26 protein-coding genes are annotated in these 26,070 nt (G+C 61.2%); 14 read left to right on the top strand and 12 right to left on the bottom strand.

Annotated features, from left to right (window positions below; translation table 11 throughout):
- The first annotated feature begins 36 nt into the window (after positions 1-36).
- The 6 genes from J5M72_RS10875 to J5M72_RS10850 are packed head-to-tail and all read left to right on the top strand — an operon-like array spanning position 37 to position 4,653.
- Positions 37-219 carry a lipoprotein gene (locus tag J5M72_RS10875; RefSeq protein ID WP_207865444.1) on the top strand — a complete coding sequence of 61 codons (183 nt, stop codon included), beginning with the start codon at positions 37-39 and terminating at the stop codon, positions 217-219.
- 9 nt (positions 220-228) lie between these two features.
- Positions 229-1,476, top strand: coding sequence for a diaminopimelate decarboxylase (gene lysA, locus J5M72_RS10870; protein WP_169432431.1), 1,248 nt, complete (start codon positions 229-231; stop codon positions 1,474-1,476).
- A 4-nt stretch (positions 1,477-1,480) separates the two neighbouring features.
- Positions 1,481-2,311 (top strand): diaminopimelate epimerase, encoded by an 831-nt coding sequence (dapF, locus tag J5M72_RS10865; RefSeq protein WP_169432432.1) that lies wholly within the window; start codon positions 1,481-1,483, stop codon positions 2,309-2,311.
- Positions 2,312-2,324: 13 nt separating this feature from the next.
- Positions 2,325-3,050, top strand: coding sequence for a DUF484 family protein (locus tag J5M72_RS10860; protein WP_169432433.1), 726 nt, complete (start codon positions 2,325-2,327; stop codon positions 3,048-3,050).
- A gap of 2 nt (positions 3,051-3,052) precedes the next feature.
- Positions 3,053-3,952 (top strand): tyrosine recombinase XerC, encoded by a 900-nt coding sequence (gene xerC / locus J5M72_RS10855; protein ID WP_169432434.1) that lies wholly within the window; start codon positions 3,053-3,055, stop codon positions 3,950-3,952.
- Positions 3,949-4,653 carry an HAD-IA family hydrolase gene (locus J5M72_RS10850; RefSeq protein ID WP_207865443.1) on the top strand — a complete coding sequence of 235 codons (705 nt, stop codon included), beginning with the start codon at positions 3,949-3,951 and terminating at the stop codon, positions 4,651-4,653. Before xerC ends, J5M72_RS10850 begins: the two co-directional genes overlap by 4 nt.
- A gap of 64 nt (positions 4,654-4,717) precedes the next feature.
- Here the strand turns inward: J5M72_RS10850 and sutA are convergent, their stop codons facing one another.
- The 4 genes from sutA to glnK all read right to left on the bottom strand — a co-directional run bounded on the left by sutA (position 4,718) and on the right by glnK (position 7,501).
- Complete coding sequence (gene sutA / locus J5M72_RS10845) at positions 4,718-5,044, bottom strand: transcriptional regulator SutA (protein ID WP_007951900.1); 327 nt, start codon at positions 5,042-5,044, stop codon at positions 4,718-4,720.
- 102 nt (positions 5,045-5,146) lie between these two features.
- Entirely contained in the window at positions 5,147-5,572 is a 426-nt protein-coding gene (locus J5M72_RS10840) for a secondary thiamine-phosphate synthase enzyme YjbQ (RefSeq protein ID WP_169432435.1), read from the bottom strand.
- A gap of 215 nt (positions 5,573-5,787) precedes the next feature.
- Positions 5,788-7,125 (bottom strand): ammonium transporter, encoded by a 1,338-nt coding sequence (locus J5M72_RS10835; RefSeq protein ID WP_207865442.1) that lies wholly within the window; start codon positions 7,123-7,125, stop codon positions 5,788-5,790.
- A 37-nt stretch (positions 7,126-7,162) separates the two neighbouring features.
- A complete protein-coding gene (gene glnK / locus J5M72_RS10830) occupies positions 7,163-7,501 on the bottom strand; it encodes a P-II family nitrogen regulator (protein ID WP_002555808.1) in 339 nt (112 codons plus the stop codon).
- Positions 7,502-7,899: 398 nt separating this feature from the next.
- Here glnK and J5M72_RS10825 point away from each other — a divergent pair, with 398 nt between their 5' ends.
- Positions 7,900-8,160, top strand: a complete 261-nt coding sequence (locus tag J5M72_RS10825; RefSeq protein WP_207865441.1) for an accessory factor UbiK family protein — start codon at positions 7,900-7,902, stop codon at positions 8,158-8,160.
- A gap of 401 nt (positions 8,161-8,561) precedes the next feature.
- Positions 8,562-9,083: a Bro-N domain-containing protein gene (locus J5M72_RS10820; protein WP_169432436.1), complete on the top strand. Its 522-nt coding sequence runs from the start codon at positions 8,562-8,564 to the stop codon at positions 9,081-9,083.
- Between the two features lie 62 nt (positions 9,084-9,145).
- Here J5M72_RS10820 and J5M72_RS10815 read toward each other — a convergent pair whose 3' ends face one another.
- Positions 9,146-9,349, bottom strand: coding sequence for an addiction module antidote protein, HigA family (locus J5M72_RS10815; protein WP_347709518.1), 204 nt, complete (start codon positions 9,347-9,349; stop codon positions 9,146-9,148).
- A 500-nt stretch (positions 9,350-9,849) separates the two neighbouring features.
- Between J5M72_RS10815 and J5M72_RS10810 the strand changes: the two genes are divergently transcribed.
- The 3 genes from J5M72_RS10810 (at position 9,850) to J5M72_RS10800 (ending at position 12,263) form a co-directional block, all read left to right on the top strand.
- Entirely contained in the window at positions 9,850-10,386 is a 537-nt protein-coding gene (locus J5M72_RS10810; RefSeq protein WP_064379870.1) for a GNAT family N-acetyltransferase, read from the top strand.
- Between the two features lie 34 nt (positions 10,387-10,420).
- Complete coding sequence (locus tag J5M72_RS10805) at positions 10,421-10,591, top strand: hypothetical protein (RefSeq protein WP_169432438.1); 171 nt, start codon at positions 10,421-10,423, stop codon at positions 10,589-10,591.
- A gap of 178 nt (positions 10,592-10,769) precedes the next feature.
- Entirely contained in the window at positions 10,770-12,263 is a 1,494-nt protein-coding gene (locus J5M72_RS10800; protein ID WP_207865440.1) for a YifB family Mg chelatase-like AAA ATPase, read from the top strand.
- A gap of 105 nt (positions 12,264-12,368) precedes the next feature.
- Here J5M72_RS10800 and J5M72_RS10795 read toward each other — a convergent pair whose 3' ends face one another.
- Together J5M72_RS10795 and J5M72_RS10790 are read right to left on the bottom strand one after the other, a co-directional pair.
- A complete protein-coding gene (locus J5M72_RS10795) occupies positions 12,369-14,345 on the bottom strand; it encodes a methyl-accepting chemotaxis protein (RefSeq protein ID WP_207865439.1) in 1,977 nt (658 codons plus the stop codon).
- A gap of 181 nt (positions 14,346-14,526) precedes the next feature.
- Positions 14,527-15,447 carry a LysR substrate-binding domain-containing protein gene (locus tag J5M72_RS10790; RefSeq protein WP_169432442.1) on the bottom strand — a complete coding sequence of 307 codons (921 nt, stop codon included), beginning with the start codon at positions 15,445-15,447 and terminating at the stop codon, positions 14,527-14,529.
- Positions 15,448-15,605: 158 nt separating this feature from the next.
- On the opposite strand from J5M72_RS10790, the gene J5M72_RS10785 reads away from it, so the two are divergent.
- Complete coding sequence (locus J5M72_RS10785; protein ID WP_207865438.1) at positions 15,606-17,000, top strand: NorM family multidrug efflux MATE transporter; 1,395 nt, start codon at positions 15,606-15,608, stop codon at positions 16,998-17,000.
- Between the two features lie 42 nt (positions 17,001-17,042).
- On the opposite strand, the gene J5M72_RS10780 is transcribed toward J5M72_RS10785, so the two are convergent.
- Complete coding sequence (locus J5M72_RS10780) at positions 17,043-18,713, bottom strand: bifunctional diguanylate cyclase/phosphodiesterase (protein WP_169432444.1); 1,671 nt, start codon at positions 18,711-18,713, stop codon at positions 17,043-17,045.
- A gap of 263 nt (positions 18,714-18,976) precedes the next feature.
- Here J5M72_RS10780 and rep point away from each other — a divergent pair, with 263 nt between their 5' ends.
- Both rep and J5M72_RS10770 read left to right on the top strand, forming a co-directional pair.
- The gene (rep, locus tag J5M72_RS10775; protein WP_039765244.1) at positions 18,977-20,986 is read left to right on the top strand and encodes a DNA helicase Rep; all 2,010 of its coding nucleotides are present in this window, start codon (positions 18,977-18,979) and stop codon (positions 20,984-20,986) included.
- A 58-nt stretch (positions 20,987-21,044) separates the two neighbouring features.
- Positions 21,045-21,617, top strand: coding sequence for a xanthine phosphoribosyltransferase (locus J5M72_RS10770; RefSeq protein ID WP_007920398.1), 573 nt, complete (start codon positions 21,045-21,047; stop codon positions 21,615-21,617).
- A 65-nt stretch (positions 21,618-21,682) separates the two neighbouring features.
- Here J5M72_RS10770 and J5M72_RS10765 read toward each other — a convergent pair whose 3' ends face one another.
- From J5M72_RS10765 to alr, 4 genes are all read right to left on the bottom strand, one after another.
- A complete protein-coding gene (locus J5M72_RS10765; RefSeq protein WP_207865437.1) occupies positions 21,683-23,605 on the bottom strand; it encodes an acetyl-CoA hydrolase/transferase family protein in 1,923 nt (640 codons plus the stop codon).
- Positions 23,606-23,741: 136 nt separating this feature from the next.
- Positions 23,742-24,158 (bottom strand): c-type cytochrome, encoded by a 417-nt coding sequence (locus tag J5M72_RS10760; RefSeq protein ID WP_034152043.1) that lies wholly within the window; start codon positions 24,156-24,158, stop codon positions 23,742-23,744.
- Positions 24,159-24,340: 182 nt separating this feature from the next.
- On the bottom strand, positions 24,341-24,889 hold the full coding sequence (locus J5M72_RS10755; RefSeq protein WP_003229444.1) for a cupin domain-containing protein: 549 nt from the start codon (positions 24,887-24,889) through the stop codon (positions 24,341-24,343).
- Positions 24,890-24,978: 89 nt separating this feature from the next.
- Positions 24,979-26,052: an alanine racemase gene (alr, locus tag J5M72_RS10750; RefSeq protein ID WP_207865452.1), complete on the bottom strand. Its 1,074-nt coding sequence runs from the start codon at positions 26,050-26,052 to the stop codon at positions 24,979-24,981.
- Positions 26,053-26,070: the final 18 nt, after the last annotated feature.

Here is a 26,070-nt window from a genome sequence, read left to right as displayed (position 1 = left end):
CTCCGGCGCAATTAACGCATATTCAAGGATTTCGCCATGAAGCGCCTGATCTCTTCCCTTGCTGCGCTCGCTTCGCTCGTCGCTTTTGCCTGCTTGATTTCGGCCTGCGGTCAGAAAGGCCCGCTGTACCTGCCCGATGAAGATCAGGACCCGGCCGAGCAAGCCCAGTCTTCGCAAAAGCAGCCTGTCTCCAAGGCACACAAGCACGACGTTTACTAAGGGATCGCCATGGACGCTTTTAACTACCGTGGCGGGGAGCTGTTCGCGGAAGGTGTGGCGCTGTCCGCCATCGCCGATCGCTTCGGCACACCGACCTACGTCTACTCCCGCGCCCACATCGAGGCCCAGTACCTGGCCTATGCCGATGCGCTGGCCGGCATGCCGCACCTGGTGTGCTTCGCGGTCAAGGCCAACTCCAACCTCGGCGTATTGAATGTCCTGGCCCGTATCGGCGCCGGTTTCGACATCGTGTCCCGTGGCGAGCTGGAACGCGTCCTGGCCGCCGGTGGCAGTCCTGACAAGATCGTGTTCTCCGGCGTCGGCAAGACCCGTGACGACATGCGTCGCGCGCTGGAAGTCGGCGTGCATTGCTTCAACGTCGAATCCACCGACGAGCTTGAGCGCCTGCAAGTGGTCGCCGCCGAGCTGGGCGTTCGTGCGCCGGTCTCGCTGCGCGTGAACCCGGACGTCGATGCCGGCACCCACCCGTACATTTCCACCGGTCTCAAAGAGAACAAGTTCGGCATCGCCATCGCCGACGCCGAAGACGTGTACGTGCGTGCCGCGCACCTGCCGAACCTGGAAGTGGTCGGCGTCGACTGCCACATCGGTTCGCAACTGACCACTCTGCCTCCGTTCCTCGATGCCCTCGATCGCCTGCTGGATCTGGTCGATCGCCTCGGCGATTGCGGCATCCACCTGCGCCACATCGATCTCGGTGGCGGTCTGGGTGTGCGCTATCGCGATGAAGAGCCGCCATTGGCCGCCGATTACATCAAGGCCGTGCGCGAGCGTCTGGTCGGTCGTGATCTGGCGCTGGTGTTCGAACCGGGCCGCTTCATCGTCGCCAACGCCGGCGTGCTGCTGACTCAGGTCGAGTACCTCAAGCACACCGAACACAAGGACTTCGCCATCGTCGATGCGGCGATGAACGACCTGATCCGCCCGGCGCTGTACCAGGCCTGGATGGACGTGACCCCGGTCAAGCCCCGCGAGACCGCTGCGCGCACCTATGACGTCGTCGGCCCGATCTGCGAAACCGGCGATTTCCTCGCCAAGGAACGCGAACTGGCGCTGGAAGAAGGCGATCTGCTGGCCGTGCATTCGGCCGGCGCCTATGGTTTCGTAATGAGCTCCAACTACAACACCCGCGGCCGTGCCGCCGAGGTGCTGGTAGATGGCGATCAGGCATTTGAAGTGCGTCGCCGCGAGACCGTGGCCGAGCTGTTTGCCGGCGAAAGCCTGCTGCCGGAGTAACCCCATGCTGCTGCGTTTTACCAAGATGCACGGCCTGGGCAACGACTTCATGGTTCTCGACCTGGTCAGCCAGCACGCGCATATTCAGCCCAAGCACGCAAAAATGTGGGGCGACCGGCACACCGGCATCGGTTTCGACCAGTTGCTGATCGTCGAAGCGCCGAGCAATCCGGATGTGGATTTCCGTTACCGGATCTTCAACTCCGACGGTTCCGAAGTGGAGCAGTGCGGCAACGGTGCGCGCTGCTTCGCCCGCTTCGTGCTCGACAAGCGTCTGACCGCCAAGCGGCAGATCCGCGTCGAGACCAAGGGCGGCATCATCGAACTGGACGTGCGTAACGACGGCCAGATCAGCGTGAACATGGGCGCCCCGCGCCTGGTGCCGGCGGACATTCCGTTCCAGGCACCGGAGCAGGCCTTGAGTTATCAGGTCGATGTCGACGGTACGCCGGTCGAATTGGCCGCAGTGTCCATGGGCAACCCCCATGCGGTGCTGCGAGTCAGCGATATCAACACTGCACCGGTGCATGAACTGGGGCCGAAAATCGAACACCATCCGCGCTTCCCGGCACGGGTCAACGTCGGTTTTCTCCAGGTCATCGACCGCCATCGCGCACAACTGCGCGTCTGGGAGCGCGGTGCCGGGGAAACCCAGGCCTGCGGCACCGGTGCCTGCGCTGCTGCTGTAGCTGCGATCAGCCAGGGGTGGATGGATTCGCCACTGCTGATCGACCTGCCGGGCGGGCGCCTGTCCATCGAATGGGCAGGCCCCGGCCAACCGGTGCTGATGACCGGCCCGGCAGTGCGTGTATACGAAGGACAAGTGCGTCTTTGAGTGAGCAGAAGCCATGACCGACAAGCCTCAGGTACCCGCCCGAAAGTCCACTGAAACAGCGCCCGAAAGTCTGGAGGCGGCAGCGGTTGCCGCGTACCTGGAGGCTCATCCGGATTTCTTCATCGAACACGAAGAGCTGCTGCCGTCCCTGCGCATTCCTCATCGTCGCGGCGACACCGTATCGCTGGTCGAGCGCCAGATGTCCATCCTGCGCGACCGCAACATCGAGATGCGCCATCGCCTCTCGCACTTGATGGACGTGGCCCGGGACAACGATCGCCTGTTCGACAAGACCCGTCGCCTGATCCTCGCCCTGATGGACGCTGCCACTCTGGAAGATGTGGTGATCAGCGTCGAAGACAGTCTGCGCCAGGATTTTCAGGTGCCCTTTGTCAGCCTGATCCTGCTCGGCGACAACCCGGCCCCGGTCGGCCGCTGGGTGACCCACGCCGACGCACAAACCGCCATCGGTGGATTGCTCACCGAAGGCAAGAGCGTCAGCGGCAGCCTGCGCGAGCATGAGCTGGACTTCCTGTTCGGCGAGGAGCAGCGCAAGCAGATCGGCTCCACCGCCGTGGTCGCCGTCAGCCATCAGGGCATCCACGGAATCCTGGCCATTGCCAGCCGTGATCCGCAGCACTACAAGAGCTCGGTCGGCACGCTGTTCCTCAGCTACATCGCCGAAGTCATGGGCCGCGTGCTGCCACGGGTCAACAGCTCCCTGCGCTCGGTACGCTGAGCATGGAACGACAACTGGACGCTTACTGCGAACACCTGCGCAGTGAGCGGCAGGTGTCGCCGCACACGCTTTCGGCCTACCGCCGCGACCTCGATAAAGTCCTCGGCTGGTGCAACAAACAGAACATCGGCAGCTGGCAGGCGCTGGACATCCAGCGCCTGCGCAGCCTGATCGCCCGCCTGCATGCACAGGGCCAGTCCTCCCGCAGCCTGGCACGCCTGCTTTCGGCGGTGCGCGGGCTCTATCACTACCTGAATCGCGAAGGCTTTTGCGATCACGACCCGGCTACCGGCCTGGCACCGCCCAAAGGCGAGCGCCGCTTGCCGAAAACCCTCGATACCGACCGAGCGCTGCAACTGCTCGAAGGCGCAGTCGAGGACGACTTTCTGGCCCGGCGCGATCAGGCGATTCTGGAATTGTTCTATTCCTCCGGCCTGCGGCTGTCGGAGCTGACCGGGCTCAATCTCGATCAGCTCGATCTGGCCGACGGCATGGTCCAGGTGCTCGGCAAGGGCAGCAAGACACGCCTGCTGCCCGTCGGCAAAAAGGCTCGGGAAGCGCTGGAGCAATGGCTGCCGCTGCGGGCGCTGACCAACCCGGCGGACGACGCCGTGTTCGTCAGCCAGCAAGGCCGCCGCCTCGGCCCGCGAGCGATTCAGGTGCGGGTCAAACTGGCCGGCGAGCGCGAACTGGGGCAGAACCTGCACCCACACATGTTGCGACATTCCTTCGCCAGCCATTTGCTCGAGTCCTCCCAGGACCTGCGCGCGGTGCAGGAACTGCTCGGCCACTCGGACATCAAGACCACCCAGATCTATACCCACCTGGACTTCCAGCACCTGGCGGCGGTCTACGACAGCGCCCATCCACGGGCCAAACGCATGAAAGGCGATGATTCATGAGCATCCAGTTGATCACCTTCGACCTCGACGACACTCTGTGGGATACCGCCCCGGTGATCGTCAGCGCCGAAGCGGTTTTGCGTGAATGGCTGGGCGAACATGCACCGAATCTGGGCGCGGTGCCGGTGGAGCATCTGTGGTCGATCCGCGAGCGGGTGCTGGCCAGCGAACCGGGGCTCAAGCACCGCATAAGCGCGTTGCGGCGGCGGGTGCTGTTCCATGCGCTGGAAGAAGCCGGGTACGCCCACGGCGAAGCGTCGGATCTGGCGGACAAGAGTTTTGAAGTGTTTCTGCATGCCCGGCATCAGATCGACGTGTTCCCGGAAGTCGAGCCAATCCTGGAAACCCTCGCCAAACACTACGCCCTCGGCGTGGTCACCAACGGCAACGCCGATGTGCGTCGTCTCGGGCTGGCGGACTACTTCAAGTTTGCGCTGTGCGCCGAAGACATCGGCATCGCCAAGCCGGATGCGCGACTGTTCCATGAAGCGTTGCAGCGCGGTGGCGTCAGCGCCGAAGCGGCGGTGCATATCGGTGATCACCCGGGGGATGACATCGCCGGGGCGCAGCAGGCCGGTCTGCGAGCGATCTGGTTCAACCCCGCCGGCAAGGTCTGGGAAGCGGAGCGCCTGCCGGATGCCGAGATTCGCAGTCTTAACGATCTGCCCGCGGTGCTCGCCCGCTGGAACAGCCTCGGCTAGTTTCTTTCGCCCATGAAAAAGCCCGCAGCGACGGCGGGCTATTTCAGCAAGCAAGCGACACGCCTCAGATAGGGCGGCTGCCGTACTTGTTGTCCGGCTTCTTGGGCGGATCGGCGACCACGTTGGCCTCCACTTCCTGAACCTTGCCACCGCGCGCAAGGAATTCTTCCATGGCCTTGGCCAGGGCGTCGCGCTCCTTGTTCTTGGCTTCGATGCTCGGCAACTCGTCGACCGACACCGCAGCCTTGGCTTTGCCTTTGGCAGCCGGGGCCGGCGTATCGTCACCGCCATCGTCTTCAGCAACGTCTTCCGCTGCTGCTTCCAGACCGTCTTCGGCCTCGTCTTCGTCGCCTACTTCGAGGTCGTCGTTTTCCAGATCATCGTCGCTCATGTTCTACCTCATGACTTGCGAAAAGCAGATTAGTTATAGACCAGCTTTGGCGACTGTCGAAAGTCGCCGGAAAAAAATCGGTAACCATTGGTGACCAACGGTTTATGCCCCTTCACCGTGCAAGGTGGCGAGGACTTTACGGGCACCGCCATGATCACGGTGCTCGCCCAGATAAACGCCTTGCCAGGTACCCAGTGCCAGTCGACCCGCCGTTACCGGCAAACTGATCTGACAGCCCAGCACGCTGGCCTTGAAGTGCGCCGGGAGGTCGTCCAGGCCTTCGTCGTTATGCTCATAGCCGTCTGCTCCTTGTGGGATCAGACGATTGAAAAATCGTTCGAAGTCGCGACGTACCGCCGGATCGGCGTTCTCGTTGATGGTCAACGACGCCGAGGTATGCTGCAGCCACAAATGCAACAGACCGACCCGGCATGCCCTGAGTTCAGGCAGGCCGGCGAGCAACTCGTCCGTCACCAGATGAAAGCCCCGGGGCCGTGCCCGCAGGGTTATCAGAGTCTGTTGCCACATACAGTTCTCCGCACGTTCGGGGCGCATTCTAGCGCGCTCTGGAAAAAAACAAAGGCCCTAATATTCCTTCAATGATGTAAGCCTTTGGCCGCAGAAAAACACTCGTCGTAAACACGACCAAAGCAGTACGAAAAATCCTTTCAGCTGTATCAGGGAAGACAAATTCCAGACAAAAAAATGCCCGGCGAGCCGGGCAAGTTTTTTGCGGCGCGTGCTTACAGGTTGTAGCCGCGCTCGTTGTGTTGTGCCAGATCCAGGCCGACCGATTCTTCTTCCTCGGTCACGCGCAGCCCCATCACGGCATCCAGCACCTTGAGGATGATGAAGGTGACGATGGCGGTGTAGATCACGGTGAAGCCGACGCCTTTGCACTGAATCCACACTTGTGCGGCGATGTCGGTGACGGTGCCGAAGCCACCCAGCGACGGTGCGGCGAACACACCGGTCAGGATCGCGCCGAGGATACCGCCGATACCGTGCACGCCGAAGGCGTCCAGGGAGTCGTCATAACCGAGTTTGCGTTTCAGGGTGGTGGCGCAGAAGAAGCACACCACGCCTGCCGCCAGACCGATCACCAGTGCGCCCATCGGGCCCACGGTACCAGCGGCCGGAGTGATCGCGACCAGACCGGCAACAACGCCGGATGCGATACCCAGTGCGCTTGGTTTACCGTGGGTGATCCACTCGGCGAACATCCAGCCCAGTGCGGCAGCGGCGGTCGCGATCTGAGTCACCAGCATCGCCATGCCGGCGGTGCCATTGGCGGCCGCAGCGGAACCGGCGTTGAAGCCAAACCAGCCAACCCACAGCATCGCCGCGCCCATCAGGGTGTAACCCAGATTGTGTGGCGCCATCGGAGTGGTCGGGAAGCCTTTGCGCTTACCCAATACCAGGCAGGCAATCAGACCGGCCACACCGGCGTTGATGTGCACCACGGTGCCGCCGGCGAAGTCGAGTACGCCCCAGTCCCACATCAGGCCGCCGTTGCCGGACCAGACCATGTGCGCGATCGGTGCATAGACCAGGGTGAACCAGATGCCCATGAAGATCAGCATCGCGGAGAACTTCATCCGCTCGGCGAACGCACCGACGATCAGCGCCGGGGTGATGATCGCGAAGGTCATCTGGAAGGTGATGAAGACCGCCTCGGGGAACAACGCCGCAGGGCCGGTCAGGCTCGCTGGCGTGACACCGGCGAGGAACGCCTTGCCAAAACCGCCCACGAACGAGTTGAAGTTGACGACGCCCTGCTCCATGCCGGTGGTGTCGAACGCAATGCTGTAGCCATAAATGACCCACAGGATGCTGATCAGACCGGTAATGGCGAAGCACTGCATCATCACGGAAAGAATGTTTTTCGACCGAACCATGCCGCCGTAGAACAGCGCGAGGCCGGGAATGGTCATGAACAGCACGAGGGCTGTGGAGGTGAGCATCCAGGCGGTGTCGCCGGAGTTCAGGACTGGAGCTGCCACTTCGTCTGCCGCCATGGCCAGGCCGGGCATTACGATAGACAACAGGGCTCCTAGCCCTGCGAATTTACGCAGAGTCATATTGTTTTCTCCTGGGGCGTTGGGTTTGTGGCGGCGTTTAGATTGCGTCGGTATCGGTTTCGCCGGTACGGATGCGGATCGCCTGTTCCAGATTGACCACGAAGATCTTGCCGTCACCGATCTTGCCGGTGTTGGCAGCCTTGGTTATCGCCTCGATAACCCGATCCAGATCCTTGTCGTCGATGGCAACGTCGATTTTCACCTTGGGCAGAAAATCGACCACATACTCCGCGCCGCGATACAGCTCGGTGTGACCCTTCTGCCGACCGAAGCCTTTGACTTCAGTAACGGTAATGCCCTGCACGCCGATTTCGGACAGCGACTCGCGCACGTCGTCCAACTTGAACGGCTTGATGATGGCAGTGACTAGCTTCATGAAACTCTCTCCCGAATTGGTGGACTTGCCCCAGGAAAACAAACCCGACTCAAGTCTAAGCGCAGTGCCTGGCTTTGTAACGCTTCGTTGTCGACGCCAGCTAACCGCTCCAGACGAAACTCCCCGCTCCGTCTGCCGCACTGCATTCGTCACAGCGACTGCATCAGTGCATGGGTCGAAGGTGACTAAGCAGAAAGCTTGCCATCTCGCCAAAAACCACTGATTTCAATCCCTTGGCCGCTGTCGCAGATGCCATCACCCAAATGGCACGCGGGATACGCACAACAACGGTGCGCGGCCGTGCATCCCATTGCGCGAAAAGCGTGCATCCATGCCTGCGCCAATGACTATAGACACTGCGTGATACACTGCCGGCCATTGTTTCCAGGACATATCCCATGCTCGCGCCCAAAGACTTCCTCGACGCCCTGAGCGGCACCGCCTCCCGCCTGTTCAGCGGCGACACGCCCTTGCCAAAAGCCGAAATCGAAAGCCAGTTCAAGATGCTGCTGCAAAGTGCCTTCAGCAAACTGGACCTGGTGAGCCGCGAAGAGTTTGACAGTCAGATGGTGGTGCTGGCGCGCACTCGCGCCCGGCTTGAGAGCCTTGAGGCGAAGGTGGCGGAAATGGAGGCGAAGCCGACGCCGCCGGCTGAGTAACACCTCGTTTCTTTGTGAATGCGGTCCCTTGTGGGAGCGGGCTTGCCCGCGAATGAAGGTCGGAACGACCTTCCCGCCATTCAGGATTCGCTGCCGAATCTCGGCAGAATCCTACAGTTTGCAACCCCGCCGTCCGATTGCGTCGTGAAGCCCTGATTCCTAAGCTCACCCAATGCTGAATGTTCAGCACTGGGTTTGGCGACCCGGCAACATTTGACGCAGCGCGATGATGTTCGAACGAGGGAAATACTCCCACCTCGAATTATGGCGGCTGTGCGTGGGAGACCTTCGGGTCTGCCGGTTTTCGAATGTCCCGGTTCGCCAATCCGCGCATAGCTGCCACCCTTTTTGTTTGGCGACGATCAGAGGCAGCTTTCTTCACCACATTCGAGAACCGAGTCATGGACGAAAGCTATTTAATTCCCAACGTCTTCATCCGCCACAAACTCCACCTTCACGCCCTTCTTATCCAGAACCAACCTTGGTTCTCCGCCCGCGACCTGGGCCGTCTGCTGCACATTTACCTCAACGAACGCATGCTGCGAAAACTCGACCCCGACCAATACCAAACCCGCAAAACCCTGATCCACAACCAGATCGAAAACACCCTCCTGATCAGCGAATCCGGCATCTACGCCCTCCTCGTCTACCACTACTGCCCCGAATACCGTGCCCTGCGCGAATGGCTCACCCATCAGGTCATCCCCACCCTGCGCGACGCCCAGCACCCCACCACAAGCGAACGCCCACAGCTAAGCCTGCTGAATTGGCCCGAGATGTCGTTGAGTTTGCTGCACTGGAACAACCAGCCGTGGATTCGGTTGCAGGATGTGCCGTTGATGGTGGTAGAACGGGAAAAGCTAAAGCGCCCAGAACCGGGCACTTGGTGGAAGAGGGCTTCGCGGATGCTGCAATCGCTATAGGCCCGCATCCCGGATGCTGGGCCCTGCGTAAATCGCAAGTCGACTGAAGACTCATCCAGAACTCAGGCGGGGTGTTGAGGTGGATGGCCAGCCTGATTGCCAGATCGGCGCAGATCCTGGAGCTGGCATTTCACAAGCTTCTCGATCTCGATTTCAGGCCAGTTCGTGGGCATGGCCAAGTCCATGACCGTCATGCCCAACGGCTCCATGAACTCCTTATTCAGAACCTCGCCGGGATGAATCGAGCGCATACCATTGCGGTTCATTTTTCGCCTCCAGAGGCTGCATTGAGTGGTCAAACTGGAGCACCCGACTTTGCAATACAAGACCGTCGAGTCGCTTTCACTAGCGTCCTACAACTATTAGGGCATGCCCCTACAAAAATCGGCGTCTACGCCTGGTTATGCAGTCCTTACACCTGTCATTACATTGGCAAACGAAAATGCACCCATCAGGATGGAGGTCTCTGTGAAGGATAAAAAGAGGAAGACAAAGCTACTTCTGATTGTTGAACTACACCTTGAAGCACTCCGACTGGCTGGAAATATGTCAGCCAATCAACGGAGGTTTATTGAAGTCGCCCTTACGTGCGGACCTGAGCTTGAGCCAAGCGGTTTGTTGGCGGGCAGAAAATCCTGAATCCGTCCAAACCAACGTCCTTCACTTACGTAAGTACCGTCCTACAAGGACTGTCCCCCATGCCTGATTACGTGAGTATCCCTGCCTTCGCTACCTTCTGCGGCCTGATCCAAACAGAACACAGACAATGCGAAGAAAAGGAAAAGGTACCGAGCTCCGTAATCAGACACTCAAATCTGAAGCCCGCAAACTTGCACACCGAACCGTATCTATGGACCCGGAAGCATTAGCGGCCGGGGTGGATGCAACATCACTCGGCATTGAGCCAATTACTCCTGTAGCAATCAATGCATACCACCAGTGGAGCGGGCCCGTGAGCTATCCATGGGATGACGTGCTGAAGTGGAAAACCAAAGACGCAAAGGGTCTGGACCTGGCTTTTTGGTACGAAGGAGAACTGTGCGGCTTGTGTTACGCAACTCCGCGCAAAAGCACGATCTGCATAAAAATCATCCTTTTGCAGGGACGAACTGGCAGAACCCACACCTTGCGAGGCTGGATCGCACCCATGGCGCTACTGACAACTGAATTCTACGCACGGAGACTGGGATGTACTGAAATCGAGGTCCAGGAACCTGACTCTGGCGCCATCCCTTACTACCAAAAACTTGGCTTTCATTTCGACACAACCGACCGCCTTGTCTTTCCACTGGACGACCAATAAGATCGATTCATTCCTCCAGACACGAGAGGTGTCTATGAAACAGAAGAAGCGGAAAAAACAGCCGTTACTTGCATCCAGGCTTCGTGTAGAAGCGCCCAGTTTGGCCGATACGATTTCTGCCAGTCAGCGGCACTTTTTGAAGGTCGCCGCGACCTATGGCAAAGAATTGGAGCCAGATGGCTGGCTCGCCGGTGGCGGAACCTGAATCCCGAATTAAAAGACCGCCTAGTTGGCGGTTTTTTTACGCCTGACGATTAATCATTTCGACTCCAGCAACATCCAGTGAAGGTTTGCCCAGGCAGCCGTCCCTCCAACACTCTCCTCCCCAACTACCCTTAAAAAACCGCAGGAAGCGGCCCCTCGATTCAACTCAAGGAACGACCATGTCCCTCGCCATCGTCCATAGCCGCGCCCAGATTGGCGTGGATGCCCCCGCAGTCACCGTCGAAGTCCACCTGGCCAACGGCTTGCCCTCGCTGACCATGGTCGGCCTGCCCGAAGCGGCGGTGAAGGAGAGCAAGGACCGGGTGCGCAGTGCGATCATCAATTCCGGGCTGCAGTTTCCGGCGCGGCGGATCACCTTGAATCTGGCGCCGGCGGATCTGCCCAAGGATGGCGGGCGGTTCGATCTGGCGATTGCGCTGGGGATTCTGTCGGCGAGTGTGCAGGTGCCGACGTTGACGCTCGATGACGTGGAATGCCTGGGAGAGCTGGCGTTATCCGGCGCAGTGCGGGCGGTGCGCGGGGTGTTGCCGGCGGCGCTGGCGGCGCGCAAGGCCGGGCGGACGCTGGTGGTGCCACGGGCGAATGCCGAGGAAGCGTGTCTGGCGTCAGGATTGAGGGTGATCGCAGTGGATCATCTGCTCGAGGCCGTGGCGCATTTCAACGGGCATACGCCAGTCGAGCCTTATGTCTCGGATGGGCTGATCCATGCCGCCAAACCCTATCCCGACCTGAATGAAGTCCAGGGCCAACTGGCCGCGAAACGAGCGCTGCTGATTGCCGCGGCCGGCGCGCACAACCTGCTGTTCAGCGGGCCACCGGGGACGGGTAAAACGTTGCTGGCCAGTCGATTGCCGGGGTTGCTGCCACCGCTGGCCGAGAGTGAGGCGCTGGAAGTGGCGGCGATTCAATCCGTCGCCAGCGGCGTCCCCCTGACTCACTGGCCACAGCGCCCGTTCCGCCAACCGCATCACTCGGCCTCCGGGCCGGCGCTGGTCGGCGGCAGCTCAAAACCGCAACCCGGCGAAATCACACTCGCCCACCACGGCGTGCTGTTCCTCGACGAACTGCCGGAGTTTGATCGCAAGGTGCTGGAGGTGCTGCGCGAACCGCTGGAATCCGGCTGCATCGTGATCGCAAGGGCCAAGGAACGGGTGCGGTTTCCCGCGAGATTCCAGTTGGTGGCGGCGATGAATCCCTGCCCCTGTGGATATCTTGGCGAGCCGAGCGGCAAATGCTCGTGCACACCGGACATGGTGCAGCGCTATCGCAACAAACTGTCGGGGCCGTTGCTGGACCGGATCGATTTGCACCTGACGGTGGCGCGGGAGGCCACAGCGTTGAACCCTGCGGTGAAACCGGGAGAGGACAGTGCCAGTGCGGCGGCGTTGGTCGCCGAAGCCCGCGAGCGCCAGCAAAAGCGCCAGGGCTGCGCCAATGCGTTTCTCGATTTGCCAGGGCTGAAGAAGCACTGCAAGTTATCCACAGCCGATGAAACCTGGCTGGAGACCGCGTGCGAAAGATTGACCTTGTCGCTGCGCTCGGCGCACCGGCTGCTCAAGGTCGCGCGGACGCTGGCGGATCTGGAAAAGTGCGCGGATATCAGTCGCGAGCATCTGGCCGAAGCGTTGCAGTATCGGCCGGCGACTCAGTAAGTGCCGAGATTGTGGCGAGCTCAAACGCGAGCAGGCTCGCTCTCACAGGTTCAACGCGAATCCTGTGGGAGCGAGCCTGCTCGCGATAGCTATTTCAAAAACACTTCAACGGAAGCGGTCGACCTCTTGGCGCAGGTCGGCTGCCAGGCCTTCCAGCTCCTTGGCGGTGATCGCCAGGTTCGACACCACTTCGCGCTGTTCGCTGTTGGCCATCGCAATGCTCTGCAGATTGCTGCTCAACAACGTCGCGGTGCTGCTCTGTTCCTGGGTCGCCGTGGTGATTGCCGCAAACTGCTGCCCTGCCGAACGGCTCTGCTCATCGATCCGCGCCAGCGCCGACGCCACGTTGGCGTTACGCGACAGGCCTTCCTGCATCAGCAGGTTGCCCTGCTCCATGGTGCTGATGGCGTTGCCGGTTTCCTGCTGAATGCTGTGAATCATGCTGGAAATTTCATCCGTCGCCTGACGGGTACGCGAAGCCAGGCTGCGCACCTCGTCGGCCACCACAGCAAAGCCGCGACCTTGCTCGCCGGCACGGGCCGCCTCGATGGCAGCGTTGAGTGCCAGCAGGTTGGTCTGTTCGGCAATCGAGGTGATCACGCTGACGATGCCGCCGATTTCCTGGGAGCGCTGACCCAGGGTGTTGATCACGGTCGCCGTGGTGTTCAGCGCACCGGCAATCTGCTCCAGCGAGGACGACGCTTCTTCCATCGAGCTGCGACCGATCTGGGTCTGCTGGGCATTTTCCTGGGCCAGACGCTGGGTGTTGCCCATGTTGTCGGCAATGTTCAGCGAGGTGGCGGAGAACTCTTCCACCGCGCCGGCCATGCTGGTGATTTCGCCCGACTGCTGCTCCATGCCTTCGTAAGCGCCACCGGACAAACCGGACAGCGCCTGGGCACGGCTGTTGACCTCTTCCGAGGCGCGGCGGATGTGCTCGACCATGGTCGACAGCGCCTGGCTCATCTGATTGAAGGCGCGGGCCAGTTGGCCGATTTCATCGTTGCTCGACACGTTCAGACGCACGCTCAGATCACCGGCACCCAAGGCTTCAGCCTGACGCACCAGATCGCCCAGCGGCGCCAGTTTGCTGCGCAACAACCAGACTACGGAGCCGACTGCCAGCAGCATCGCCAGCAGGCTGCCGATGGCCAGCTGAGTGCCGACGCTCCAGGTCACCGCGCGGATCTCGGCTTTCGGCATGCTCGCCACCACCGACCACGGGCCGCCTTCGAACGGCACGGCGATGCTGTAGAAGTCTTCGGACTTGTCGCTCCAGAAGCGGCCTTTACCCGGTGCTTTCGCCAGACCGTTGATCACCGGGACCGCTTGATCCAGCGCCTGTACGCCGGCCGGCGCCACCAGCCACTGGTTCTTTTCGTCCAGCAGCGCCAGCGAGCCGGTCTGGCCGATGCGGAAGCGCTTGAGGTTGTCGAACTGGGCGTTCTGCGCGTCGGTGTAATCGAAACCGACGAACAACACCGCGATCACCTTGCCGCTGCTGTCGCGCACCGGGGTGTACTGAGTCATGTAGGAACGATCAAACAGCAGCGCGCGACCGACGTAGCCCTGCCCCGCCATCAACTTTGCGTAGGCCGGGTGAGCGTGATCAAGCAAGGTGCCGATGGCGCGGCTGCCGTCCTGCTTGGTCAGCGAGGTGCTGACCCGCACGAAGTCTTCGCCGCTGCGCACAAACAGCGTGGCAACGCCCGCCGTCATCTGCTTGAACTCGTCGACTTCCTTGAAGTTGTTGTTCAACACTTCGCTACCCAGGTGCAGGCCCGGGGTCTGGGTGCCCGCCACGCTGACCGGCTCGTCCGGGTGAATGCTCAGGCCCGCGCTGAAGCGCTTCTCGAACAGCCCGCTGAGGCGCTGGGTGCTTTCACGCAGCGTGCCGTGGAAGGTACTCAACTGGTCGGCGAGCAGGCGGGCTTCGCTGGCCAGGTGTTCTTCACGGGTGGCGAGGTTGGCGGTATCCAGCGAACGCAGGGCGAACACCGTACTGCCGCTGATGACTATCGCCAGTATCACGGCGAGCGCGAGGCCCAGCTGCGAGGCGATCCGAGCGCGAGGTTGAGACATGGACAGCTCCTGGCCGAGTCTGCGGATCCTCCCTGATCGCGGCTCGGAAAATTCTAATAATGGGGGTGATGCGTGGAACCGGCACGACGGTTCCACTTGGACGTATTCGGCGGTAAACGCGAATACTTGAGCGCACAGCAGGGGTATGGCCCCGGGCCTGCATTGTGGCGGCTCGAACGTTTCAGCTCAAGCGCGCGACCTGCGGCAGCACCATGGCGTGGACTTCGCCTTGCAGGAAGTCGCTGAGTCGGCGCAAACGTTCACCTCCCGGACGGGTCTTTGGCCACACCAGGTAATAATTCAGTCCGCTGGCAACCGCCGTTGGCCACGGCAGACTCAGGCGCCCTTGCGCGACATCCTCGGCCACCATCAGCAGATCGCCCATGGAAACCCCATAGCCACGGGCGGCCGCAATCATCCCGAGTTCCAGGGTATCGAACACCTGCCCGCCCTTGAGCGACACCTGATCGGACAGACCCATGTGCTCCAGCCAGCTGCGCCAGTCGCGACGATCCGGGGTCGGGTGCAGCAATTCAGTGGCGGCCAGTCGCGCCACATCCCAGGGCTGGTCATTAAGCAGGTTGGGCGCCCCGACCGGGATCAGTTCTTCCGGGAACAACAAACTGGCCTCCCAGTCCGGCGGAAAATGCCCGTCGCTCAACAGCACCGCGCAATCGAAAGGCTCGTTGTTGAAGTCCACCGAGTCCACGTCCATCCAGGCACTGGTCAGCTGCACCTCGTTACCCGGCTGCAAATGGCGGAAGCGACTGAGCCGCGCCAGCAGCCAGCGCATGGTCAGGGTCGATGGGGCTTTCATGCGCAGGATGTCATCTTCGGCACGCAACGTATTGCAGGCTCGCTCAAGCGCCGCAAAACCTTCACGGATGCCGGGCAACAGCAGGCGCGCCGATTCGGTCAGTTGCAGATTGCGTCCGCTGCGATGGAACAGCCGGCAGGCGAAGTGCTCCTCGAGCGTGCGGATATGCCGGCTGACCGCACTCTGCGTAATCGAAAGCTCTTCGGCTGCGCGGGTGAACGAGCTGTGGCGTGCCGCCGCTTCGAATGCGCGCAGGGCATACAAGGGTGGAAGACGACGGGACATGCACAGCACTCCAATGGCGGGATTGCGTCAACTTAGCAGAATCGCGGCAAGATGAGTTTTAATCATGCCACCCATCCTTTTTATCCCTTTGTGCAACCTGCGCCAAACCCTGAGAATCGACGGTCTCTTGCTCCCTCTTTTATAAGGATGTGAACACCATGCAGCGTCCTGTGCATAACGAACTCTGGGCCATCCTGCGGCTGGCGGGGCCGTTGATCGCCTCGCAGTTGGCGCACATGCTGATGGTGCTGACCGACACCCTGATGATGGCGCGCCTCAGTCCCGAAGCACTGGCCGGCGGCGGTCTGGGAGCGGCGAGCTATTCATTCGTGTCGATCTTCTGCATTGGTGTGATCGCGGCGGTCGGCACCCTGGTGGCAATCCGTCAGGGCGCCGGCGACATTCTCGGCGCCGCCAAGCTGACCCAGGCCGGACTGTGGCTGGCGTGGCTGATGGCGCTGGGCGCCGGGCTGCTGCTGTGGAATCTGAAACCGGTGCTGTTGCTCTTCGGCCAGACCGAGACCAACGTCAACGCCGCCGGGCAATTTCTGATCGCCCTGCCGTTCGCCCTGCCCGGCTACCTGAGCTTCATGGCCCTGCGCGGTTTCACCAGTGCCATCGGCCGGGCAACGCCGGTGATGGTCATCAGTCTCGCCGGCACCGTGGCCAATTTCCTGCTCAATTACGCATTGATCACCGGCATGTTCGGCCTGCCGAAACTGGGGCTGACGGGGATCGGACTGGTTACGGCGATTGTTGCCAACTGCATGGCGCTGGGGTTGGCGTGGCATATCCGTCGGCATCCGGCCTATGACGCTTACCCGCTGCGCCAGGGCCTGTCGCGGCCGAACCGCCAGTACCTGAAAGAGCTCTGGCGCCTGGGCCTGCCGATTGGCGGCACCTACGCGGTGGAAGTCGGCCTGTTCGCCTTCGCGGCCCTGTGCATGGGCACCATGGGCAGCACCCAACTGGCGGCGCACCAGATTGCCCTGCAAATCGTTTCGGTAGCGTTCATGGTGCCGGCGGGCATGTCCTACGCGATCACCATGCGCGTCGGCCAGCACTACGGCGCCGGACAACTGGGCGATGCGCGGATGTCCGGGCGAGTCGGCATCGTCTTTGGTGCAGTGGTGATGCTGGGGTTTGCGATGGTGTTCTGGTTGCTGCCGAATCAGTTGGTCGGCTTGTTCCTCGACCATAACGACCCGGCGTTTGCCGAGGTGATTCGTCTGGCCGTCAGCCTGCTCGCCGTGGCAGCGTGGTTCGAGCTGTTCGACGGCACCCAGACGATTGCCATGGGCTGCATCCGCGGACTCAAGGATGCCAAGACCACTTTCCTGGTCGGGCTCGGTTGCTACTGGCTGATCGGTGCACCAGCGGCGTGGCTGATGGCGTTTCATCTGCACTGGGGGCCGACCGGCGTCTGGTGGGGTCTGGCGCTGGGTCTGGCCTGCGCGGCGATCAGCCTGACGCTGGCGTTCGAATGGAAGATGAAGCGGATGATTCGACTGGAACCGCAATCTCAAGGCTTCAAAATCGCTCAGCCCGAGTGAGTTTCCCTGCGGGAGCACGCTCGCTCCCACAGGGATTTGAGGCTAAACCACGATCCCCAGCGGAGGCTGGCTGGCGTCAGCAATCAGATAGTCAACCAGCTCCGCCAGTGGCAACGGCTTGCTGATCAGGTAACCCTGCACCTGATCGCAGCCGAACCCGCGCAACAGATCCAGTTGCTCCCGGGTTTCCACCCCTTCGGCCACCACCTCCAGGTGCAGGTTGTGTGCAAGGTTGATCATCGCGTGCACCAGTTTGCGGTTCTCTTCGCGCTGTTCCATGCCGCCAACGAAGCTCTTGTCGATCTTCAGCAAGGTGATCGGCAGGCTGTTGAGGTGCACGAACGACGAGAACCCGGTGCCGAAATCATCCAGCGAGAACCGCACGCCGAGGCGACCGAGGGCGTCCATGGTTTGCTTGACCAGATCGCTGCGACGCATCACGGCGGTTTCGGTGAGTTCGAATTCCAGCCATTGCGCCTCAACCCCGCGCTCCGCAATCAAACGGCTGAGGGTCGGCAGCAACTGGCTGTCCTGGAACTGGCGGAACGACAGGTTGATCGCCATGTGCAGCGCCGGCAATCCGCGTTCGCGCAAGGCCTGCATGTCGCGCAGGGCCCGGGAAATGACCCAGTAACCCAGCGGCACGATCAGACCGCTCTGCTCGGCCAGCGGCACGAATTCGCTCGGCGGCAGCAGACCGCGTTCACTGTGACGCCAGCGCACCAACGCCTCGAGGCCGACGATCTGGCCGTCCTGCAGGTTCAGGCGCGGCTGGTAATGCAGCTCCAGTTCGTCGCGGCGCAGCGCCCGGCGCAACTCACTTTCGAGGTCGGCAATGCTCCGGGCGTTGCGGTTGATCCGTTCGTTGAAGATGTGAAAGGTGCAGCCTTGAGTGCTCTTGGCCTGCTGCATGGCAATGTGCGCGTGCCACATCAATGGATCGGCCCCCCCCTGCGCACGGGCATGGGCGATGCCCAGACTGGAACCGATCAACAGGCTTTCACCGTCGATCCAGTAAGGCTCGGCCAAGGCTTCGGTAATACGCTCAGCCATCCATTCGGCCCGTTGCGGGGCGCGACGGGTGTCGATCAGCAGGGCGAATTCATCGCTGCCCAGACGCGCCAGTTGATCGCCGGCCTCCAGCTGACTTTTCAGCCGGGCGACCACTTGCAGGATCAAGCGGTCGCCGGCCTGGTGGCCGAGGGCATCGTTGGCGTAGCGGAAGTTATCAAGATCGAGATGGCCGAGGGCCAGGCCACGGCCGTCATTTTCGGCAAGGCGCGCCGCCAGCAAGGTCTGAAAGCCCTGGCGGTTGGCGATACCGGTCAGCGGATCCTGTTCCGCCAGACGTTGCAAGGTGTTTTCCAGCACGCCGCGTTCGCGCACATGGCGCAGGCAACGCCGCAGCATGCCGGCATCGAGGGCATCGAACACCAGCCAGTCGCTGACGCCGTCGGGCGCGGTCGCCGGTTCGTGCTCCAGCAGCAACACCGTCGGCAGGTTGCACCGGCCGGGCGCCGGCTGCAACGCGGGAACAGTCAACAGCACCGCATGGCGGTTGTCTTCGAACAGAGTGCTGACCGACTCCCAGCTTGGCGCGCTGATCAGCACCGCTGCGCTCCCCATCGGAGCCAGACACTCGCGCAATAACGCTGTCCACGCTGGCTCTTCGGCCAGTAGCAGCAAACGCAAGGGTTCGACAGGCGTAGACAAGCTGACTCCCTAGACTCTGCAATGATGTGGGCGGCGGGCATTATGCCGTTGCGAAGAACAATGACCAATGACAACGGTTATCAAAACGTTATTTTGTGTCACGAATGAGTACATTAGCCGCAAAATCACCGCGCATCCTGCGTGAAAGTAACAAAACCGGCAAATTTGAATCGCGTGGTACGTCACAAGTCGGAGAGAGCAGCACAAATCGCTGAGCCTGTTAAAATGCCGGCCCATTTCGTCAACGACTCCCGAATTTTCGTATGTCCCGACTCAATCCCCGGCAGCAAGAAGCCGTGAACTACGTCGGCGGCCCTCTATTGGTGCTCGCCGGTGCCGGCTCCGGCAAGACCAGCGTGATCACCCGCAAGATCGCGCACCTGATCCAGAACTGCGGCATTCGCGCCCAGTACATCGTCGCCATGACCTTCACCAACAAGGCTGCGCGGGAGATGAAGGAACGGGTCGGCACCCTGCTGCGTCCAGGTGAAGGTCGCGGCCTGACCGTTTGCACCTTCCACAACCTGGGCCTGAACATCATCCGCAAGGAACATGAACGGCTGGGCTACAAACCCGGTTTCTCGATCTTCGATGAGACCGACGTCAAGTCGCTGATGACTGACATCATGCAGAAGGAATACGCAGGCGACGACGGCGTCGACGAGATCAAGAACATGATCGGCGCCTGGAAAAACGACCTGATCCTGCCGGCCCAGGCCCTGGAAAACGCCCGCAACCCCAAGGAACAGACCGCTGCCATCGTCTACACCCACTACCAGCGCACGCTCAAGGCGTTCAACGCGGTGGACTTCGACGACCTGATCCTGCTGCCGGTAAAACTCTTCGAAGAACACGCCGACATCCTCGAAAAGTGGCAGAACAAGGTGCGTTACCTGCTGGTCGACGAATACCAGGACACCAACGCCAGCCAGTACCTGCTGGTGAAAATGCTCATTGGCAAGCGCAACCAGTTCACCGTGGTAGGCGACGACGACCAGTCGATCTACGCCTGGCGCGGCGCGCGGCCGGAAAACCTGATGCTGCTCAAGGACGACTATCCGTCCCTGAAAGTGGTGATGCTGGAGCAGAACTACCGCTCCACCAGCCGCATCCTGCGTTGCGCCAACGTGCTGATCTCGAACAACCCGCACGAATTCGAAAAGCAGCTGTGGAGTGAGATGGGGCACGGCGACGAGATCCGCGTGATCCGCTGCCGCAACGAGGACGCCGAAGCCGAGCGCGTGGCCATGGAAATCCTCAGCCTGCACTTGCGCACCGACCGCCCGTACAGCGATTTCGCGATCCTCTATCGCGGTAACTACCAGGCCAAGCTGATCGAGCTGAAACTGCAGCACCACCAGGTGCCGTACCGTTTGAGCGGCGGCAACAGCTTCTTCGGCCGCCAGGAAGTGAAAGACCTGATGGCCTACTTCCGCCTGATCGTGAACCCGGACGACGACAACGCCTTCCTGCGGGTGATCAACGTACCGCGCCGGGAAATCGGCTCGACGACCCTGGAAAAACTCGGCAACTACGCCACCGAACGCAAGATTTCGATGTACGCCGCCACCGACGAACTCGGCCTGGGCGAGCATCTGGACAGCCGCTTCACCGATCGTCTGTCGCGCTTCAAGCGCTTCATGGACAAGGTGCGCGAGCAATGCGCCGGCGAAGACCCGATCTCGGCCCTGCGCAGCATGGTCATGGACATCGACTACGAGAACTGGCTGCGCACCAACAGTTCCAGCGACAAGGCCGCGGACTACCGGATGAGCAACGTCTGGTTCCTGATCGAAGCCTTGAAGAACACTCTGGAAAAAGACGAAGACGGCGAAATGACCGTCGAGGACGCCATCGGCAAACTGGTCCTGCGTGACATGCTGGAACGTCAACAGGAAGAAGAGGACGGCGCCGAAGGCGTGCAGATGATGACCTTGCATGCGTCCAAGGGCCTGGAATTCCCTTACGTGTTCATCATGGGCATGGAAGAGGAAATCCTCCCGCACCGCTCCAGCATCGAAGCCGACACCATCGAAGAAGAACGCCGCCTGGCCTACGTGGGCATTACCCGCGCGCGCCAGACCCTCGCGTTCACCTTCGCCGCCAAGCGCAAACAATACGGCGAGATCATCGACTGCGCGCCCAGCCGCTTCCTCGATGAGCTGCCGCCGGACGACCTGGCCTGGGAAGGCAACGACGACACACCGACCGAAGTCAAAGCCGTGCGGGGCAACAGCGCACTGGCTGATATACGCGCGATGTTAAAGCGCTAGAATTGACCACTTTTTTACTAGACCTTCGGCGCACAAAGCGCCAACAGAGGACAGCTTCATGGAAGCATTGCACCAGAAAATCCGCGAACAAGGCATTGTGCTTTCCGACCAGGTCCTGAAGGTCGACGCCTTCCTGAACCACCAGATCGACCCGGCCCTGATGAAGCTGATCGGCGACGAATTCGCCTCGCTGTTCAAGGATTCCGGCATCACCAAGATCGTCACCATCGAAGCGTCGGGCATCGCCCCGGCGATCATGACCGGTCTGAACCTCGGCGTCCCGGTGATCTTCGCCCGCAAGCAACAGTCCCTGACCCTGACTGAAAACCTGCTGTCGGCGACCGTTTACTCGTTCACCAAGAAGACCGAAAGCACCGTCGCCATCTCCCCGCGTCACCTGACCAGCAGCGACCGCGTGCTGATCATCGACGACTTCCTGGCCAACGGTAAGGCGTCCCAGGCGCTGATTTCGATCATCAAGCAGGCCGGCGCCACCGTCGCGGGCCTGGGCATCGTGATCGAGAAGTCGTTTCAGGGCGGCCGTGCGGAGCTTGATTCGCAGGGTTACCGCGTCGAGTCGCTGGCTCGCGTGAAGTCGCTGAAGGATGGCGTGGTGACTTTCATCGAATAACCCGGCTTCATCGCATTATCCCTGTGGGAGCGGGCTTGCTCCCACAGTTGGTTTTACGGTGAACACTATTGCGCGGTGGCCTTCAGGCCACTGAGCAACAACCGTTGAAACAGGTCTTCCTTCAGGCCTTCCGGATGGGTGAGCTGCATGCGCGCCAGATGCTCCGGATACAGCGAAGCCTCAGGCGCGTCCAGCGCTGCCTTGCCCAGCTCCAGAATCTCGGTCAGCTTGAACTTGCTCTTGAGCCAGTTCAGCGCCCGCAACAGATCCTTCTCGACCTCAGTGAAATCGCAGCCCAGCGGATACTCCGGAAACAGGTTCGGATGCCGCGCGGCAATCGCCTGCAAGCGTTGCGGCGTGTTGTCGGTAAAGCGCGGATCGAGTGGAAAATCCTTCGGCAGCTTGCCGACCTTCTGCGCCTGTTCGATCAGGCCCTGCTGGAAGCGTGAGTCGCTGATATTGAGCAACGCCTCGATCACCACTGCATCGGACTTGCCGCGCAGATCGGCGATGCCGTACTCGGTCACCACGATGTCGCGCAGGTGCCGTGGAATCGTGCAGTGGCCGTACTCCCAGACAATGTTCGAACTGACATCGCCGCCGGATTCGCGCCAGCTGCGCAGCAGCAGGATCGACCGCGCATCGTGCAACGCATGGCCCTGGGCGACGAAGTTGTACTGCCCGCCGACGCCGCTGAGCACCCGACCATCCTGTAGCTGATCGGACACCCCTGCCCCGAGCAGGGTCATGGTGAATGCGGTGTTGATGAATCGAGCATCAATGCGCTGCAGGCGCTTGAGCTCTTCCTGACCGTACAGCTCGTTGATGTAGCTGATGCGGGTCATGTTGAATTCAAGACGTTTGCTGTGGGGCAGTTCGCGCAATCGCTCATAGAAGCTGCGCGGTCCGAGGAAGAAACCGCCGTGCACTGAAATGCCGTCGGTTTGCGCGGCCTCGTCGAGGGTGCCGGCGTTGGCCTGTTCCTGAGTCTGCACGTCAGGGTAGACCTTGCGCCGGATGATCCCCGCGTCCGCCAGTACCAGCAGGCCGTTGACGAACATTTCGCTGCAACCGTAAAGGCCTTTGGCGAACGGCTCGATGCCGCCCTCGCGTTCGATCAGTTGCGCCCACTGGCTGAGATTCATATCGGCCAGCAACTCCCGGTAGCCGGTATTGTCGGCCTGACGCGCCAGCAACGCGGCGGTCAGCGCATCGCCCATCGAACCGATACCGATCTGCAACGTGCCGCCGTCGCGCACCAACGTACTGGCGTGCAGGCCGATGAAGTGATCCTGAAAGCCGACGGGCATGTTCGGCGTGGAAAACAGTGTGCTGCTGTCCTTTTCGTCGATCAGCAGGTCAAAGGTATCAATATCGACTTCGGCGTCGCCCGGCATGTACGGCAGCTCGGTGTGCACCTGCCCGACCAGCAGAATGGTCTCCCCCGCCGCCCGGCGTTTGGCGATCATCGGGAACAGGTCGAGGGTGATGTCCGGGTTGCAGCTCAGGCTCAGGCGATCCGGGTGTTCGCTGCTGCTGGCGAGCAACTGCGCCACCAGGTTCAGGCCGGCGGCGTTGATGTCACGGGCGGCGTGGCTGTAGTTGCTGCTGACGTAATCCTGCTGGGCCCGCGCGCTGTTGAGCAGACTGCCGGGCTGCATGAAAAATTGCTCGATACGGATGTTGGCCGGCAGGCTGTCGCGGCGCAGGTCAGCAAGAAACTCCAGCTCCGGGTAATCACCGAACACCCGCTCGACGAAGGGCTCGATGAAGCGCTTTTGCAAACCATCGCCCAGGGCAGGACGGCCGAGGCACAGGGCGGTGTAGATCGTCAGCTGCCGTTCAGGCAATCCGGCAACCCGCCGGTACAGCGCGTTGACGAAGGGATTGGGTTTGCCCAGCCCCAGCGGCAGGCCCATGTGGATGTGCGCCGGCAACCGTGCCAGTACGTCGTCCACTGCTTGTTCGATCGAACACAACTGCACCATCTGAAGCCTCCTGCCCGTTCCGTGAATAGGGGTACGACCGAGATTGCCGGTTGTTTGCTGCAATGAACAGCCTCGGGCCTGAATCGCAGGTACAAAAAAACCGTCCGAAGACGGTTTTTTTCGTCAGAAGCGCGCCTTACTTCAGGCCGGACATCTTCTGGATGGCGCCCTTCAGCTCATCATCCGAGCAGTCGGCGCAGGTGCCTTTCGGAGGCATGGAGTTGATACCGGTGATGGCCTTGGCCAGGATGCCGTCGAGGCCGCCCTGGTGATCGGCGCGCTCTTTCCATGCTGCGGCGTCACCGATTTTCGGTGCGCCCAGCAGGCCGGTGCCGTGGCAAGCGTTGCAATGTTTGGCAATCACTTCATCCGGCGTCTTGGCGCCGCCACCGCCGCCCGCCGAAGCAGCGACTTCCATCCCCTTGCACTCTTGCCCTTGAACACAGACCTGGCCGACGGGCTCGAGGCGTTTGGCAATGTCGTCATTCGTCGCAGCTTGAGCGCTGACAGCCCAGAGGGCCAGTACGGTTGCTGGTGCAGCCAGCATTTTCATAATTAGATTCACGCGTTCACCCTCAATGGTGGCTATTCACGCCTGCGGCCACGGTTCGCAGGCGGGCGCAAGTATAGCGGGTAGCCCGCCACACTGAAACAACCCCAAAGTTAAAGGGGTCTTGTTGCGCATCGGTCAAACAGTCCGGACACCTTTGCCGCAGTGGCCTGGCGTCTCTCGGTTTAAAAGTTCGCCGGCGTGGCTGCGCTGATTAGTCGCGCCGGCGCGTCGAACGGATTACGGAAACGATGCGGCTTGGTACTTTCAAAGTAGTAGCTGTCGCCGGCTTCGAGGATAAAAGTTTCAAGGCCCACCACCAGTTCCAGGCGCCCCTCCACCAGAATTCCGGTTTCTTCGCCTTCGTGGGTGAGCATTTCTTCGCCGGTGTCGGCGCCCGGTGGATAGATTTCGTTGAGAAACGCGATGGCCCGGCTCGGGTGTGCGCGGCCGACCAGTTTCATGGTCACGGCGCCGTCGGAAATGTCGATCAGCTCGTTGGCCTTGTAGACGATCTGGGTCGGTTTTTCCTGGAGGATTTCTTCGGAAAAGAACTCGACCATGGACATGGGAATCCCGCCCAGCACCTTCCTCAGCGAACTGATCGAAGGGCTGACACTGTTCTTTTCGATCATCGAAATGGTGCTGTTGGTGACGCCCGCGCGCTTGGCGAGTTCACGCTGGGAAAGCCCTTTGAGCTTGCGGATCGATTGCAGTCGTTCACCGACGTCCAAGGCTTGGGCCTCCTGAGTGTTGTAGAAATATTGAGCGTTATCATGGCGACAGCGTTCAGTATTTACAACACTTGTGCCCGGCCCGGGCTTCAACCCCCGGAATAGAGCCTTGGCACCCGGCGCAGGTTGCAGAAGATCTGGTACGCAATGGTATCCGCCCACTTCGCCACGTCGCTGGCGAGGATGTTCTTGCCCCACAGCTCGACGGTCGAACCCAGGCCGGCTTCCGGCACATCGGTCAGGTCGATGCACAGCATGTCCATCGACACGCGGCCCAGAATGCGGCTGCGCTTGCCAGCGACCAGCACCGGGGTGCCGGTCGGCGCCTGGCGCGGATAGCCGTCGGCGTAACCCATGGCGACCACGCCGATACGCATCGGTTTGTCAGTGATGAATTTGGCGCCATAGCCCACCGGTTCACCGGCAGGCAATTCACGTACGCTGATGACTTTCGACTCCAGCGTCATCACCGGTTGCAGGCGCTCGGCCACGGCGTTGGCTTCTTCGAAAGGGGTGGCACCGTAAAGCATGATGCCCGGACGCACCCAGTCGCTGTGAATCTGTGGCCAGCCCAGTACCGCCGGCGAGTTGCGCAGGCTGACTTCGGCTGCCAGGCCCTGACGTGCCGCTTCAAACACTGCAACCTGATCGGCGCTGCTCTGCTCGTGCAGCTCATCGGCACGGGCGAAGTGGCTCATCAGCACGACTTTCGCCACTTTGCCGCTGGCCAGCAGACGCTGGTAAGCCGCCGGGTAATCCTTGGGATGCAGGCCGACACGGTGCATGCCCGAATCGAGCTTCAGCCACACAGTGATCGGTTTGCTCAACGTCGTCTGTTCGATCGCTTCGAGCTGCCACAGCGAATGCACCACACACCAGAAATCGTGCTCGACGATCAGCGCCAGCTCATCGGCTTCGAAAAAACCTTCAAGCAACAGCACCGGCGCACGAATGCCAGCGGCACGCAGCTCCAGGGCTTCTTCGATACAGGCCACCGCGAAGCCATCCGCTTCAGCCTCCAGCGCCTGGGCACATCGCACTGCGCCGTGGCCGTAGGCATCGGCCTTGATCACCGCCAATGCCTTGGCACCGGTGACTTCGCGGGCGATACGGTAGTTGTGACGCAGGGCTTGAAGGTCGATCAGGGCACGGGCAGGACGCATGGCAGCAGACTTCTTGGC

Source organism: Pseudomonas sp. 58(2021), from assembly GCF_017491585.1.
GTDB classification, from domain to species: domain Bacteria; phylum Pseudomonadota; class Gammaproteobacteria; order Pseudomonadales; family Pseudomonadaceae; genus Aquipseudomonas; species Aquipseudomonas fluorescens_BT.
The sequence above is the reverse complement of the archived record's forward strand: the minus strand, read 5'-3'. Positions and strand labels throughout refer to the sequence as shown.